This window comes from Nocardia sp. NPDC059177 (assembly GCF_042755165.1).
Taxonomy (GTDB): domain Bacteria; phylum Actinomycetota; class Actinomycetes; order Mycobacteriales; family Mycobacteriaceae; genus Nocardia.
The window spans coordinates 80,654-95,549 of record NZ_JBHZBX010000019.1; the positions used below are offsets into that span (position 1 = coordinate 80,654).

General features: G+C 68.5%; 14 protein-coding genes and 1 tRNA gene. 6 read left to right on the plus strand and 9 right to left on the minus strand.

Going from position 1 to position 14,896, the window contains the following annotated elements; all coding sequences use genetic code 11:
• Positions 1 to 31: 31 nt before the first annotated feature.
• From ACFXK0_RS22465 to aceE, 5 genes are all read right to left on the minus strand, one after another.
• Positions 32 to 1,282, minus strand: a complete 1,251-nt coding sequence (locus tag ACFXK0_RS22465) for a KasA/KasB family beta-ketoacyl-ACP synthase (protein WP_379412595.1) — start codon at positions 1,280 to 1,282, stop codon at positions 32 to 34.
• Positions 1,283 to 1,292: 10 nt separating this feature from the next.
• Positions 1,293 to 1,592 carry a meromycolate extension acyl carrier protein AcpM gene (gene acpM, locus ACFXK0_RS22470; RefSeq protein ID WP_019046010.1) on the minus strand — a complete coding sequence of 100 codons (300 nt, stop codon included), beginning with the start codon at positions 1,590 to 1,592 and terminating at the stop codon, positions 1,293 to 1,295.
• A gap of 81 nt (positions 1,593 to 1,673) precedes the next feature.
• Positions 1,674 to 2,588, minus strand: a complete 915-nt coding sequence (locus ACFXK0_RS22475; RefSeq protein ID WP_379412596.1) for an ACP S-malonyltransferase — start codon at positions 2,586 to 2,588, stop codon at positions 1,674 to 1,676.
• Between the two features lie 127 nt (positions 2,589 to 2,715).
• Positions 2,716 to 4,047 carry a PucR family transcriptional regulator gene (locus ACFXK0_RS22480; protein WP_379412598.1) on the minus strand — a complete coding sequence of 444 codons (1,332 nt, stop codon included), beginning with the start codon at positions 4,045 to 4,047 and terminating at the stop codon, positions 2,716 to 2,718.
• Positions 4,048 to 4,061: 14 nt separating this feature from the next.
• Complete coding sequence (gene aceE / locus ACFXK0_RS22485) at positions 4,062 to 6,845, minus strand: pyruvate dehydrogenase (acetyl-transferring), homodimeric type (protein ID WP_379412674.1); 2,784 nt, start codon at positions 6,843 to 6,845, stop codon at positions 4,062 to 4,064.
• Positions 6,846 to 7,212: 367 nt separating this feature from the next.
• Between aceE and ACFXK0_RS22490 the strand changes: the two genes are divergently transcribed.
• The 5 genes from ACFXK0_RS22490 to ACFXK0_RS22510 all read left to right on the plus strand — a co-directional run bounded on the left by ACFXK0_RS22490 (position 7,213) and on the right by ACFXK0_RS22510 (position 9,830).
• Complete coding sequence (locus ACFXK0_RS22490; protein WP_379412599.1) at positions 7,213 to 7,770, plus strand: hypothetical protein; 558 nt, start codon at positions 7,213 to 7,215, stop codon at positions 7,768 to 7,770.
• Positions 7,771 to 7,888: 118 nt separating this feature from the next.
• Complete coding sequence (locus ACFXK0_RS22495) at positions 7,889 to 8,311, plus strand: DUF3052 domain-containing protein (protein ID WP_379412601.1); 423 nt, start codon at positions 7,889 to 7,891, stop codon at positions 8,309 to 8,311.
• Positions 8,312 to 8,384: 73 nt separating this feature from the next.
• Complete coding sequence (locus ACFXK0_RS22500) at positions 8,385 to 8,849, plus strand: peroxiredoxin (protein WP_379412603.1); 465 nt, start codon at positions 8,385 to 8,387, stop codon at positions 8,847 to 8,849.
• Positions 8,850 to 8,879: 30 nt separating this feature from the next.
• A tRNA-Val gene (locus ACFXK0_RS22505) sits at positions 8,880 to 8,951 on the plus strand.
• A gap of 42 nt (positions 8,952 to 8,993) precedes the next feature.
• Positions 8,994 to 9,830 carry a thioesterase family protein gene (locus ACFXK0_RS22510; protein WP_379412604.1) on the plus strand — a complete coding sequence of 279 codons (837 nt, stop codon included), beginning with the start codon at positions 8,994 to 8,996 and terminating at the stop codon, positions 9,828 to 9,830.
• Positions 9,831 to 10,051: 221 nt separating this feature from the next.
• On the opposite strand, the gene ACFXK0_RS22515 is transcribed toward ACFXK0_RS22510, so the two are convergent.
• From ACFXK0_RS22515 to ACFXK0_RS22530, 4 genes are all read right to left on the minus strand, one after another.
• Complete coding sequence (locus ACFXK0_RS22515; RefSeq protein WP_379412606.1) at positions 10,052 to 10,807, minus strand: class I SAM-dependent methyltransferase; 756 nt, start codon at positions 10,805 to 10,807, stop codon at positions 10,052 to 10,054.
• Positions 10,808 to 10,854: 47 nt separating this feature from the next.
• Positions 10,855 to 12,480 (minus strand): LuxR C-terminal-related transcriptional regulator, encoded by a 1,626-nt coding sequence (locus ACFXK0_RS22520; protein WP_379412607.1) that lies wholly within the window; start codon positions 12,478 to 12,480, stop codon positions 10,855 to 10,857.
• Between the two features lie 46 nt (positions 12,481 to 12,526).
• Positions 12,527 to 13,639 carry a flavin-containing monooxygenase gene (locus ACFXK0_RS22525; RefSeq protein ID WP_379412609.1) on the minus strand — a complete coding sequence of 371 codons (1,113 nt, stop codon included), beginning with the start codon at positions 13,637 to 13,639 and terminating at the stop codon, positions 12,527 to 12,529.
• A 110-nt stretch (positions 13,640 to 13,749) separates the two neighbouring features.
• Positions 13,750 to 14,400, minus strand: a complete 651-nt coding sequence (locus tag ACFXK0_RS22530) for an FMN-dependent NADH-azoreductase (protein ID WP_379412610.1) — start codon at positions 14,398 to 14,400, stop codon at positions 13,750 to 13,752.
• 132 nt (positions 14,401 to 14,532) lie between these two features.
• On the opposite strand from ACFXK0_RS22530, the gene ACFXK0_RS22535 reads away from it, so the two are divergent.
• Positions 14,533 to 14,874: a winged helix-turn-helix transcriptional regulator gene (locus ACFXK0_RS22535; protein WP_379412611.1), complete on the plus strand. Its 342-nt coding sequence runs from the start codon at positions 14,533 to 14,535 to the stop codon at positions 14,872 to 14,874.
• Positions 14,875 to 14,896 lie beyond the last annotated feature (22 nt).

Consider the following 14,896-nt stretch of genomic DNA (forward strand, 5'->3'; position numbering starts at 1 on the left):
CCGGGGATCGTGATGCAGTCGATCGGTGCGGCTAGGCCCGACCGAAGGCGAGCGCGACGTTGTGCCCACCGAAGCCGAAGGAATTGTTGATCGCGTACTCGATTTCCTGGCGACGGGCTTCCCCGTGCACCACATCGAGATCGATCTCCGGATCCTGGTTGTCCAGGTTCAGCGTCGGCGGGACGATGCCGTCCCGGATCGCGAGCACGGTGAGCACGGACTCGAGCGCGCCGACGGCGCCGATCGAGTGGCCCAGTGCCGACTTCGGCGCGTAGACCGAAGCGTGGGTGCCCACAGCCTTGTGGATCGCGTTGCACTCGGCGGTGTCGCCGATCGGCGTCGCGGTCGCGTGGGCGTTGATGTGGGTGATGTCCTGCTTGGTCAGACCGGCGGTCTGCATCGCGCGGGTCATCGCCCTGGCCGCACCGGTGCCCTCGGGATCGGGAGCGACCAGGTGGAAGCCGTCGGAAGTGATGCCCGCACCCAGCAGTCGAGCGTGGATGGTGGCACCGCGAGCCTTGGCATGCTCTTCGGTCTCGACGACCATGAGCGCACCGGCCTCGCCGAAGACGAAGCCGTCACGATCGGAGTCGAACGGACGCGAGGCGCCCTTCGGATCGTCGTTGCGGGTGCTCATCGCCCGCATCATGGAGAATGCCGCGATCGGCACGGAGTCGATGAAACCCTCGACACCACCGGTGACGACCATGTCGGCGTCACCCATCACGATCATCCGCCACGCGTTGGCGATGGCCTCCGAACCCGACGAGCACGCCGAGACCGGAGTGACCACTCCCGCCCTGGCCTTCAGCTCGAGCCCGACGACGGCCGACGGACCGTTCGGCATGACCATCTGAACAGCCAGCGGCGAGATCTTGCGGTAGCCACCGTTCTTCAGCTTGTCGACCGAGTCGATCAGCGCGTCGCCGCCACCGAGGCCGGTGCCGATCGCGACGCCCAGGCGGTCGGGGTCGACCTCCGGGCTGCCCGCGTTCTTCCACACCTCACGACCGAGGACGGTCGCCAGGCGCTCGACATACGCCATGCGGCGGATCTCGACCCGGCTCAGCAGGGTGTCGGGGCTGACTTTCAGGTGACCGCCGATACGCACCGGCAGGTCGTATTCCTCGATGAAGGAATCCTCGAGAACGTCGATTCCGCTCTCACCGTTGAGGAGTCCCTTCCACGTCGCATCGACATCACCCGCGATCGACGTGGTCGCCGCCATGCTGGTGACGACGACGTTGGGGAAATTCCCGTTCAAGGTGGAAGGAGTGGTCACAGTGTCGGCCCTACTCGGCGTCGAACTTGGCCTTGAGCTCCGCGGCGGCGTCGGAGTTCTCCGCCTCGAGCTTCTGGATGTAGGAGACAGCGTCGCCCACGGTCTTCAGGCTGGCCAGATCCTCGTCGGGGATCTTGACGCCGTACTTGTCCTCGGTCTGCACAGCGATCTCGACCATGGACAGCGAGTCGATGTCCAGGTCGTCGACGAAGGACTTCTCGATGGTCACCTCGGAGGGTTCGATACCCGTAACCTCTTCGATGATCTTGCCGAGTTCTTCGACGATCTGTTCCTGGGTCAGAGCGGCCACTTTGGTGGCTCCCTTCTTGTTTCTCATTTGTAGGGTCTTGGACGGTCGGCACCTCGTCGTGCGTGACCGCCGGGGGGAAAGCTAGCCGGAGGTGGTCAGTTCGACCAACGCGGGGAGGTCTTCCGGAGTCTTCAGGGCGAGGTTGGGCGTGCCCTTCAGCTCCCGCTTGGCAATGCCGACGAGGGTGCCCGCCGGTGGCAGTTCGGCCACGGCCGAGACGTTCGCGGTACGGACGGTCTCGGTGCACAGGTCCCAGCGCACGGGGTGGGTGACCTGCGCGGCGAGCTTGTCGATCGCGTCGGCGCCCGAGGTGACCGGCTTGCCGTCGAAGTTCGACAGCAGCGTCCGGATCGGGTCGCTCGGCGAGATCTGGGCGATGGCCTCGGCGACAGCTTCCTGTGCCGGTGCCATGAAGGCAGTGTGGAACGCACCGGCGACGGGCAATGCGCGGACCCGTGCCTTCTCCGGCGGGTTCGCGGCGAGCTCCGCCAGAGCTTCCAGGCGGCCCGCTGCGACGATCTGGCCGACCGCGTTGCGGTTGGCCGGGACGAGATCGAGCTCGGCGAGCCGTGCGAGCACGGTGGCTTCGTCGCCACCGAGCACCGCGGACATACCGGTCGGCTCCAGCGCACACGCCTTGGCCATCTCCCGGCCGCGGATGGCGGCCAGGGCGACCGCCTCGTCGGCGGTGATGACGCCGGCGACAGCGGCTGCGGCGAATTCGCCGACCGAGTGTCCGGCGACGATCGTATCGGCCGCCAGCGTTTCCGGGGCGATTTCGCCGAACGCGAGCAACGCGGCCGCGACGACGAGTGGCTGGGTGACGGCTGTGTCGACGATCTCCTCCGCCGTGGCGGTGGTACCGAGACGAACCAGGTCGAGGCCGGCGGCCTTCGACCACAGCTCGAGACGGTCGGTCGCACCGGGGAGGGCGAGCCAGGGCGCGAGCATGCCGGGAGTCTGGGACCCCTGTCCAGGGGTGAACAACGCGATCACTCCCTAAGAAAACACTGTGACCCCCGCCGCACGAGATGTCGGCGCGAATGAAGCTTTCCGATGGGTTTTGTAGGGGTCCCACAAAATCCGAGGTGGGGTGTCCTGATCGACCGATTCCCCGATCCCGTTACAGCGGTTCTTGACCCAGTGGGGCAGGTGGGGTTTCTGTGACGGGGGGTGACGATTCGTTATGCGTTCGTGTCAAACGACCCACTGTGGCCGCGATTCGGAGCACATAAGCGTCTCGAGGATTCATCGGATCCCGTCCGGTGATCTCGCCGATTCGTTTGAGACGGTACCGAACGGTATTTGGATGGACGTACAGCTGACGCGCGCACGTTTCTACTGCTCCACCACAATCCAGATAGGCGTCGAGTGTGTCGGATAACGAAGATCCGGCAGCAGCCAACGGGAGCACAAGATACTCGTTCAACGCCTCGACCGCAGCTCTATCGCCCAGCAGGGCGCGTTCGGGCAGCAACTCCGAGGCGTGCACCGGCCGAGGCGCCCCCCGCCAGCCCACCACGGCCTCCATCCCGGCCAGCGCCTCGATCGCGCTGGCGTGCGCGGCGCCGAGGGTGCGCATGGTCGGACCGATCACCACCGGCCCCTCGGAGAAGACATCGGTGAGCAGATCGGTCAGGAACGGCGAGGCGATGCCCGCGTCCCCGAGGTGGCCGCTGACCACCATCACCAGCCGCGCGCCCTGCACCACCGCCAGCGCGGCGCGGCCGTGCCTGGTCGCGATGGTGTGCACCGCGCCCACGGTCGACACCCCCTGATCCAGCGGGGGCGTACCGACCAGCACGGTGGCGGGCGCGGTGGCGTCCCAGTTCAACGTGGCGGCCCGGGAGAGCATGTCCGGGCCGGTGTCCCCGCGCACCACCGCGTCGACCACCAGGGCCTCCAGGCGGGTGTCCCAGGCGCCGCGCGATTCGGCGGCGCTGGCGTACACCGAGGCGGCCGCGAAGCCGAGCTCACGCCCGTATCGCAGCACCGCCTCGGTCAGCGCCACCAGTTGCCGGTCGTTGCGGGCCAGGGCGGGCAGCCACTGTTCGAAGAAGTCCATGGCCACCCGCACCATGTCCACGGTCTGGCGCAGCGTCAGCCGCCGCGCCAGATCCTGCGGAATCACCTGGAACGCGTCCAGGCTGAAGCGGATATCGGAGTCGGGATCCTGCAACCACTCCAGGAAGTTCACCACCGCGGTCTGCACCAGCATCTGCACGCCAGCACGCTGCGCGGCGTCCAGATCGGCGAAGAACGGCAGCCGATCCTGCATCGACCCCACCGCTTCGGTGGACAGCCGCCCGGAGAACTGCTTGACGCGTTTGAGCAACGTGTCGGGCAGCGGATCACGGGTCTGCCGGTTCGGGGACAGTGCCCCGGTCGGCAGATAGACCTCGTGCTCGCTGGTTCCCTCGGTGATCCGGCGGGGCCGCGGCGGTTTACGCTCCACAGTCCAATAGTCCGCTACGCGAGTTCCTCGCCCGCGTCCGCACTCGGCTTCGGCGCGGCGGCGACGTCATCGATGCGATATTTCGCGGCCGCCTCCAGTGCCTTCGCCTTGTCGAACGTGCCGTCCTTGACCAGGCCCTCGATCACCGCGACCGCGATCGACTGGGCGTCGACCTTGAAGACGCGGCGCGCGGCGGGCCTGGTGTCGGAGAAGCCGAACCCGTCGGTGCCCAGCGTGGTGTAGTCGCCGGGCACCCACTGCCGGATCTGATCGGCGACCGCGCGCATCCAGTCGGTCGCGGCCACCACCGGTCCCTGCATCGGCGCCAGTGCCTGGGTGACATACGGCACGCCCGGATCCTCGCCGGGCTGCTCGAGCGCGGCGATCTCCTTGTCGAGCGCTTCCCGGCGCAGCTCACCGAAGGAGGTCACCGACCACACGTCCGCGGCCACACCCCAGTCCTGCGCGAGGATCTCCTGGGCCCGCAACCCGTCGGGCACGGTCACACCGGAGACCAGGATCTGCGCGCGCACGGATCCTTCGCCACCGCGCTGGTACAGGTAAAGACCCTTGAGCAGACCGGCCACGTCGAGGTCGTCGGGCTCGGCCGGCTGCTGGTAGGGCTCGTTGTAGAGGGTGATGTAGTAGAAGATGTCCTCCCCGCCGAAGGTGCCCGTCGGCTGGGGACGCGCGCCGGGTAGCCGGCTCGGCGCCGCGGTGCCGCCGCCGTACATCCGGCGCAGACCGTCGCGCATGATGTGCGCGATCTCGAAGGAGAACGCCGGATCGTAGGTCACCACGGCCGGGTTGGTCGACGCCAGCAGCAGCGACTGGCCGTCGTTGTGCTGCAGACCCTCACCGGTCAGTGTGGTGCGGCCCGCGGTGGCGCCGAGCACGAACCCGCGCGCCAGCTGGTCGGCGGCGGCCCAGAAGCTGTCGCCGGTGCGCTGGAACCCGAACATCGAATAGAAGATGTAGAGCGGGATCATCGGCTCGCCGTGGGTGGCGTAGGAGGTGGCCGCCGCGGTGAACGACGCGGTGGACCCGGCCTCGTTGATGCCCTCGTGCATGATCTGGCCGACGGTGCTCTCCTTGTAGGCGAGCATCAGCTCCGCGTCGACCGAGGTGTAGAGCTGGCCGTTGCGGTTGTAGATCTTCAGCGTCGGGAACCACGAATCCATGCCGAAGGTGCGGGCCTCGTCGGGGATGATCGGCACGATCCGCTTGCCGATCTCCTTGTCCCGCAGCAGTTCCTTGACCAGCCGCACCAGCGCCATGGTGGTGGCGACCTTCTGCTTGCCCGACCCCTTGCGCACCGAGCGGTAGGCCTCGTCGCCGGGCAGCGTCAGCGGCTTGGCCGGCGAACGGCGTTCCGGCACGAACCCGCCCAGCGCCGCACGGCGGGCCAGCATGTACTGGATCGCCGGGTTGTCCATGCCCGGGTGGTAGTACGGCGGCAGGTACGGATCCTTCTCCAGCTCGGCGTCGCTGATCGGGATGCGCTGCAGATCGCGGAAGTCCTTGAGGTCCTGCAGCGCCAGCTTCTTCATCTGATGGGTGGCGTTGCGGCCCTCGAAGTGCTTGCCGAGGGTGTAGCCCTTGATCGTCTTGGCCAGGATCACCGTCGGCTGACCCTTGTGCGCCATCGCCGCCGCGTAGGCCGCGTAGACCTTGCGGTAGTCGTGGCCGCCGCGCTTGAGATTCCAGATCTCGCTGTCGGACATGTTCTGGACCAGCGCCTTGGTGCGCGGATCGCGGCCGAAGAAGTGGTCGCGCACGTAGGCGCCGTCATTGGCCTTGTAGGTCTGGTAGTCACCGTCGGGGGTGGTGTTCATCAGGTTGACCAGCGCGCCGTCGCGGTCGGCGCCCAGCAGCGCGTCCCACTCGCGGCCCCAGACCACCTTGATGACGTTCCAGCCCGCGCCACGGAAGAACGACTCCAGCTCCTGGATGATCTTGCCGTTGCCGCGCACCGGGCCGTCGAGGCGCTGCAGATTGCAGTTGATGACGAAGGTCAGGTTGTCCAGGGCCTCGTTGGCGGCCACCTGGATCAGGCCGCGCGACTCGGGCTCGTCCATCTCGCCGTCACCGAGGAAGGCCCAGACGTGCTGGTCGGAGGTGTCCTTGATGCCGCGATCGGTCAGGTAGTGGTTGAACCTGGCCTGGTAGATGGCGTTCATCGGGCCCAGGCCCATCGAGACCGTCGGGAACTCCCAGAAGTCGGTCATCAGGCGCGGATGCGGGTACGACGGGAGCCCCTTGCCGAGGCCGCCGTGGCTGTACTCCTGCCGGAACCCGTCGAGGCGGTCGGCGCTGAGGCGGCCCTCCAGGAAGGCGCGCGCGTAGATGCCGGGCGAGGCGTGGCCCTGGATGAAGATGCTGTCGCCGCCGCCGGGATGGTCCTTGCCGCGGAAGAAGTGGTTGAAGCCCACCTCGTAGAGCGCGGCCGAGGACGCGTAGGTCGAGATGTGGCCGCCCACCCCGATGCCGGGACGCTGCCCGCGGTGCACCATGATCGCGGCGTTCCACCGGATCCAGGCGCGGTAGCGGCGCTCCACTTCCTCGTCACCGGGAAACCAGGGCTCGTTCTCGGTGGGGATGGTGTTGACGTAGTCGGTGGAGGTGAGCGCCGGAATCGACACCCGGCGTTCGCCCGCGCGCTCGAGCAGACGCAGCATCAGGTACCGGGCGCGGCCCGGCCCCTCCCGATCGAGCATGTCGTCGAAGGATTCCAGCCATTCGCTGGTCTCCTCCGGATCGATGTCGGGTAGATACGACGCCACTCCTTCGCGGATCACCCGAACGCGCTCACCGGTGGTTCTGGTGGCGTCGGCACCCGCGGTGGGTGTCGCCGCCGATGGTTCGTCGGCGGAATTCGCTGATACAGAGTGGATCAGGTCGGTCAAATCTGCTCCTCGTACAGGGGGCTGAACTGCTTGTTGGCGTCGCTATCCCCGGGCCTGCCCGCTTGGTGTGCGGGCCACCCGTCACGAAAGTTTCGGGCGCACCCCCATCCTTACCGAAAACGTGTCCTGGGTCATCCTCTCCGGGCAGGTACTGCCGGGTATTCCACCGGCCACAGCGTGTTGCTTCGCGGAGGTCCGGCCCGCTGCCGGGAACCGCGATCCACTAAGTTCTGCGGGTGTGAGAGGGATCGGCACAACGATGAGGCGGCCTGCCGCGCGCCGGCTGGGACTGGTCTGCGCCGCCGTCGCGGTGACCGCGGGCGCGGTGCTGGCGGGTTGCGCCCAGCAGATTCCGGGTACCCCGACGGCCCCGGCCGCGGAAGTGGCCGCCTATCAGACCGAGGCCGCCGCGTCGTCGTCGGCGGCGGCGTCGTCCAAGGCCGCGGCCGCGCAGGTGCGCGCGATCGAGGAGAACTGCACCCGGTTCCCCACCACGACCGGTACCGCGGTGACCGCCTTCAACGAGTTCGTCACCGCGCACGACACCAACGCCCCCGACTACGCCGACAAGCGGGAAGCCGCGGCTACCGCCCTCGACAACGCGGCGACCGAAGTCGAGTCCGGTGTCACCGCCGCCGGCACCGCGCTGCCGACCGAACTGGCGGAGAAATTCACCGGCTATGTGGTCGCGGCGCGCGAACTGTCCGCCGAGACCAGGAAGATGACCTACAGCTCACAGGTCGGGGCGCTCAACGATGCCAGCCGGGCCATCAACCAGGCCCGCACCACGGTCCACGACGCCTGCCAGAGCCGCTGAATTCGCCCGGCCGACACGCGGCATACGGTCCCAATTCATCCGATCGGCTTGCGCTACGGCCGATAACCATGTTCGCTTGCACCTATCTTATTGTCGGCAGTTTAGGGAGGACACCACCGTGGTCGCCGCGGCGGACGCGCAGAACTACGCTCAGAAGCTTGGCATTTCTCACGGCTTGGTTGTTCAGGAATTGGGCTGGGACGAAGACACCGACGACGCCTTGCGCGCCGAGATCGAGGAGGTCAGCGGCGCGGAGATGGTCGACGTCGACTCCGATGAGGTCGTCGACGCCGTCCTGCTCTGGTGGCGGGAGGGAGACGGCGATCTGGCCGACGAGTTGATGGACGCCATCAGCCCGTTGTCCGACGAAGGCTTCATCTGGGTGCTCACCCCCAAGACCGGTCAACCAGGTCATGTCGATCCGAGCGAGATCGCCGAAGCCGCGCCCACGGCCGGCCTGACCCAGACATCCACCATCAGCCTCGGCGGATGGACGGGCAGCCGCCTGGTCCAGCCCAAGGCACCGTCCAAGCAGCGCTGATCCACTCCTTCGCTAAGGTCTCAGCCGGACGAGAACGCTCGGCTGAGACCCGACACGACGACAGGATCCCCGTATGCCGCTAGAGGTTGGCACGCTCGCGCCGGACTTCACGCTCAAGGACCAGAACAACCAGCCTGTCACGCTCTCCGATTACCGCGGTACGAAGAACGTCCTGCTGGTGTTCTATCCGCTCGCCTTCACCGGCATCTGCCAGGGTGAGCTGTGCAAGGTGCGTGACGAGCTGCCCAAGTTCCAGAACGACGACGCCGAGATCCTCGCGATCTCCGTCGGTCCCCCACCCACCCACAAGATCTGGGCCGCCGAACAGGGCTACCTGTTCCCCCTGCTGTCCGACTTCTGGCCACACGGCGCGGTCACCCAGGCCTACGACGTCTTCAACGAGAAGTCCGGTTACCCCAACCGCGGCACCTTCGTCGTCGACAAGTCCGGCTACATCACTTTCGCCGAGATGAACGGTCCAGGAGAGGCCCGTGACCAGGCGGCTTGGGAGAAAGCGCTCGCCGCGCTAGATTCATAAACCGTCACCGCCGGTTCTCCGGCGGTGCCCGGGCGTATAGCTCAGCGGTAGAGCACTGGTTTTACACACCAGCGGTCGGGGGTTCGATCCCCTCTGCGCCCACCTGTAACGTGTTCCACTTCCAGTAGGAGGAGGGAACGGCGCGTGGTGAGTTTCTTTGCCAGGGAGGGTGATCGGCTGGTGGCCCAGCAGATCGCGGTGAGTCCGTGGTCGGATGCCATGTTGAGTGGGACCGGGGTGTGTGGGCTGCTCGCGCGGGAGCTCGAGGGGCATTGCCCGGAGGGGTTCGTGCCTGCGCGGTTGACGGTGGATCTGTATCAGCCGGTGGCGAACGCGCCGTTCGAGTTTCGCAGTGAGGTGGTGCGGCGGGGGTCGCGGATCACCGTGGTCGATGCCGCGCTCGTGCAGGAGGGGCGCGAACGGGTGCGGGCGACCGCGCTGTTCCTCACGCCGGGTGCCGAGCCGCCCGGGCAGGTGTGGAGTTCGGCCGAGGAGCTGCCGATGCCGCCGGAGCGGCCCGTGTCGCCGGACGGTGCGCCACCGTTGTTCAAAAGTGGTGAGCGCGAATGGGATTCGGATTTCATCGCGAATCAGAACGCGGACCGCAAGTTCGCCTGGCACAATCTGCCTGCGCTGGTGGCCGGTGAGAAGATCACTCCGTTCCAGCGTGCCGCGGTTCTCGGGGACGCCACCAATCATGTCTGCCACTGGGGTTCCGAAGGTGCCGGGTACATCAATGCCGATGTCACCGTGACTCTGTCGCGGCTGCCGGCCGGAGCCGAACTCGGACTGCGCGCCGACAACACCATCGCCGCCGACGGCGTCTCCATCGGCACCGCCACCCTCTACGACCGCCTCGGCCCCGTCGGCGTCTGCGTGGTGACCACCCTGTCCAACGCCCGCCGCCAAGTCGACTTCACCACCGCGACCACGGTCGGCGCGGACGAGCCACGCCGGCCGTGGAGCCGGGTCGACGGCTGACGGCCTCCGCTACGACACCGCACCGCCCGCTATCGGCCGTCCTGCTGCTCGGTGCGGCGATGGCTGCCTAGTCCCGCGACAGTCACCGGGCACCGGGCACCGGGCACCGGGCACCGGGCACCGGGCACCGGGCACCGGGCACGGGGCACGGGGCACGGTACAGGCGCGCCGGAACACGGATAAGTGGGTAGAGCGGGGCGAAAGATTCCCCGGTCGCCGGTTCAGAGCCGACGGGCCGTGACGAGCCAGGAACGCGAGTCGAAGTAGACCCCGTGGCCGGTGTCGTGGGCAGCGAGGGTCGCGTGCAGGCGGGCGCGCGCCCGGTCCGCGGTGGCAGCGTCGAGCGCATCGAGCTCGCGCCGGAAATACTCCAGCCGGAGCAGATTGTCGAGGGCGGCGGCGCTGTCCGGGCCGTAGTAGACGGGCTCGTCGACATCGGCGCACCGGAGATCGGTGAACCCGGCGGCAGCCAGCACCCGCGCAGTGACGGCGGGATCGGCCAGTGAGAACGGGCCTGGGCTCCCGAGGAAGCCGTCGGTGCCGAGAATCGGCAGGATCTCGGTGGCCCACGCATTGCGGTCGTAGCGCTGCCAGACCAGCAGCACGAGCCGGGCCGATGGACGCAACGCGCGCCCGATATTGGTGAACGCGGCCACCGGGTCGGGGAAGAACATCGTGCCGAACCGGCTGATGCCGAGGTCGAACCGCGCGGGCGGAAAGGGGTGGGTCTGCGCGTCGGCGAGCTGGAAAACTATGTCGGACAGGCCTTCTTCGGCGCTGATCCGGACCGCCTGTTCGAGCATCCGCGCTGAAACGTCGATGCCGACCACGCTGCCGCCGGCGCGGGCGGCCTCGCGCGTGGTCAGCCCGGTGCCGCAGCCGATGTCGAGCACCCGGTCCCCCACGCCGACCCGGGCAGCGGCACGGAACAGTTCGTTGTGCCGCCGCAGTTCCGCGTCGTAGTCGAACATCGTCATGACGGGCCCCTTCTCGCGTCCACCGATGCGACCGAACGTACCGCCGCTCAGGTCAGGTCGTGTTCGTAGGCGAAGGCGGCGGCCGCGGTGCGGGAGGTGACGTCGAGTTTGGTGAAGATGTTGGACAGGTGCCGGGCGATCGTCTTCTCGCTGAGGACCAGCTGGGCGGCGATCTGGGGGTTGCTGCGGCCCGCGGCGACCAGTCGCAGCACCTCGACCTCTCGGGCGGTCAGTCCGCCGGGGGTGGTGGGGGCGAGCAATCGCGTCGCCTCGGCTTCGGCGGGGGCGGCGCCGAGGCGGGCGAAGACCCGGCGGGCGGCGTCGAATTCCAGACCGGCCGAGCCCTCGTCGCCGAGTGCCCGTAACGCGCGCCCGAGGTCGGTCCGGCTGCGCGCCGTCTCGTAGGGCACGTCCAGCGCCGACCACAGCCGGGCGGCGCGGCGCAGCTCGGTGACCGCGGTGGCGTGGTCGCCGGTGGCGGTGGCGACGCATCCGGCGGCGCGGGCGGCCGTCGCCCGCAGCGCCGCGCAGTCGAATCCCGCGGCGACAGCGGTGAGTTCGGTACTCAGCTCGGCCGCGTCGGCGGTTTCGCGCGCGGCGAGCAGGATGTCGACGGCGGCGGGCAGCACCTGGGAGCGATGCACCGGATCGGGGGTCTCGGCGACCAGCCGCCGCGTCGTGGCCACCGCGGCGGCGGTCCGGCCGCGGGCCGCCCAGAGCAGGGCCAGCCCGGGCTGCGGGTCGTGTCCGTAGCCGATGGCCGCGGTGTAGGCGGCGTCCGCCTCGGCGAAGGCGCCACGGATGCGCAGGACGTCGCCGCGCTCGGCCGATGCCAGACCCGCGGGCGCTACAGTCTCCGCGGCCAGATACCGGCGCACGGCGAGGCCGAATTCCTCGAGCGCGGCGTCGTAGGCGCCGTGCACGCGCATCAGCTGACCCCGGTGCACCGCGCACTGCCCGGTGAACAGCACCAGACCCTGCTGATCGGCGCACCAGGAGGTCAATGCCACGGTCCACTGTTCCATTCTGGCGAAATCCGAGATCTCCTGGCAGGCCTCGACCAGCGAGCAGTAGATGTGCCCGGCGAACAAGGTCGACACCCCGTCGGCGGCGACATGGGCCATGGCCTCGTCCAGCAGGGCCAGCCCCTCGCGCACCCGGCCGGCGTAGATCGCCAGCCTGCCCTGCGCGGACAGTCCCATCGCGACCAGGTCCGCGCACCCGAACCGGCGTCCGTAGTCGGTGACGCGGTCCGCGCAGCAGGCCGCCTCGGCGTACTCGCCCGCCGTCAGGTGCCGGAACAGCACCGCCACGCACACATAACCGTGTTCGGCGACATCGCCGGGTGCCTGTTCGAGCAGCCGCTCGGCCCGGGCGACCCAGCCGCTGCCGACCGCCGATTCGCCGGTGGTCAGCAGGGTCATCGCCAGCCAGAACGCGCAGCGCACAGCGGCGAGCGGATCGCCGGCGTCCAGATGCAGCTGGTAGGCGCGCTGCATGGCCTGGATGCTGTCGTTGGTGCGCCCGGTCAGATAGGCGGCGGTGGCCAGCCGGGCGAAGTCGTCACCGTGCAGCAGGCCAGCGTCGGTGCCGGACAGCGTGTCGAAGGCGGCGACCCATTCCCGTCGCTCGTAGGCCTCCCGAGCTCGCCGCAGACAGTCGACCACGTTCATCGCGCATCACCCTGGGTCAAGGATACGCGCAGGTCACCGCCGTGGGTCAGGCTGCGACCGCCCCGCTGGACGCCGGTGCGGGTGCCCGCGCCACGATCCGGCGGGCGAGGTATCCGGCGTCGCGGCCGACGCCGGGGAACACCATCGACGAGAACGCGTACTGGAAGCTCAGCCCGCAGAAGAACAGGCCGGGCGCGTCCTCGACGACGCCCCGGTATTCCCGTGGCCACCCGTCCGCGTCGAAGACCGGCAGTTCGATCCAGTCGAAGATCTGCCGGAATCCCGTGGCCCACACGATGTTCCGGACATCGAGGACGGTGCCGTCGTCGAGTTCGGGCTTGCCGTCGCGCACGCCGCGCACCCGCTGGGTGATCCGCTCGACACCTCGTTCGGCGAGGTCGGCTCGCTTGACCCGCAGCATCGGCCCACCGTGGAACCGGATCTGCCGCATCTCCTTGCGGCCCATCGGCGTCCGCCGGGTGAGGACATGCCGCCAGAGGAACACCAGGACCGGCAGCGCGACCTTGATCGCGCGGGAATCCCAGCGCAGCGGGACCTGCCCGCAGTCGCGCCCGCACAGGGTGGTCGGGTGGGTGCGGGCGAGTTCGTAGGCGATGTCGGTGCCCGAATGCGAGGCGCCCACCACCAGGACCGGACCGCCGGTGAGCTGGTCCGGACCGCGGTACCGGCTCGAATGCAGCTGGGTGATCGCGGGATCCAGGTCGGTGGCGAACTCCGGGATCCGGGGCGCGCGGCCGAAGGTCCCCGTCGCGACGACGACATTGTCGCAGCCGATGACGTCGGCGCCGATGTGCGCCAGGTAACCGCCGCCCGGGCGCGCGGTCAGCCGGTCGACGCCGGTCTTCATCCGGACCGGCAGGTCCCAGTGCACGGCGTATTGCTCGAGGTAGGCGGCGACATCGTCCTTGCCGGGAAAACTCCACGGGTCCGCCGCCGGGAACGGCAGGCCGGGCAGCCCGTCGTACTTGGCCGGGGTGTAGAGCCGCAGCGAGTCGTAATGCCTGCGCCAGTTGTCGCCGAGGCGATCGCCCCGGTCGACGATCAGGAACGGCCGACCGGCCCGCCGCAACGCACTGCCCGTCGACAACCCGGCCTGACCTGCGCCGATAATGAGTGTCTCGATGTGTTGTGTAGTCATGATCCCGACGCTAGGTGCCCGCCGGGCACCGACACATCGGGCGGATCACCCATCCGCGAGAACGCGGTGTGGGTGATTCACGACCGGACGCTCCGTGCCGAAGTCACCGGTCAGACAGCGACGGCGACCTCGCGTTCGGCGGTCAGGGCGGCGACGCGGGCGCGGGCGGATTCGAGGGAGTGGCGTAGGCGTTCGCCGCCGAATTCGTCGTTGCCCGTGTAGACGAATTCGACGTCGTCGATGCCGATGAATCCCAGCGCTGTGCGCAGGTAGGGCTCCACGTGGTTCATGTGGGCCAGTGGGCCGCCCGGCTCGTAGCCGGCGTCACCGGTGCCGACGATGACGAACGCGCGCTTGCCCGCGGTGAGCGGGGTGTACGGTGCTGCGGCCGTGGGGTCGAAGGCGAAGGTGCGGCCGACGCGGACGATATTGTCGAGGTAGGCCTTGAGCATCGCCGGGATGCCGAAGTTGTACATGGGGACGCCCAGGACCAGCACATCGGTGGCGAGCAGCTCGTCCACCAGCGCGTCGCTGTCGGCCAGTGCCGCGCGCATGGCGGGGGTGCGCTGGTCGGGGGTGGTGAAGGCGGCGGCGATCCAGTCCTCGGTGAGGTGCGGGGGCGGCTGGTGGCCGAGGTCGCGGTGGATCACCGTGTCGCCGGGCCTGGCATCGCGCCACTGGTCGACGAACTCCCCGACGAGCGTGCGGGTGTGTGAGCGCGACTCGCGCGGGCTGGCATCGAGCTGCAGTAGCTGGGCCATCTCGGAACTCCTGTCAGGTCTGGATCGGCGTGTGCCACCGAGCCTGCCCGTCCGGGAATTTCCGCGTAAGAACGCACATTTCTGTTACCCGGTACCCTTTTCCATACCTTTGCCGGTGAGACGAGGACGCGCATGGCCACACGTAAGCAAGATCTCGATTTCGACTGTCCGGTGGAGGTCACCCTCGATGTCCTCGGCGGCAAGTGGAAGGGCATGATCATCTACCTGTTGAGCGAGGGCACGGCGCGGTTCAACGAGATGCGCCGCGCCATACCGCAGGTGACCCAGCGCATGCTCACCGCGCAACTGCGTGAACTCGAGCGCGACGGCGTGCTCACCCGCACCGTTTTCCCCGAGGTCCCGCCCCGCGTCGAATACGAGCTGACCAGCTTCGGCCGCGACCTGATCCCGATCATCTCGCTGATGGAAACCTGGGGCGAGCGGTACCGAAACCAGCTCCGCCACACCGGCTGACCCGCAGGCCCGGGTGTGGTGG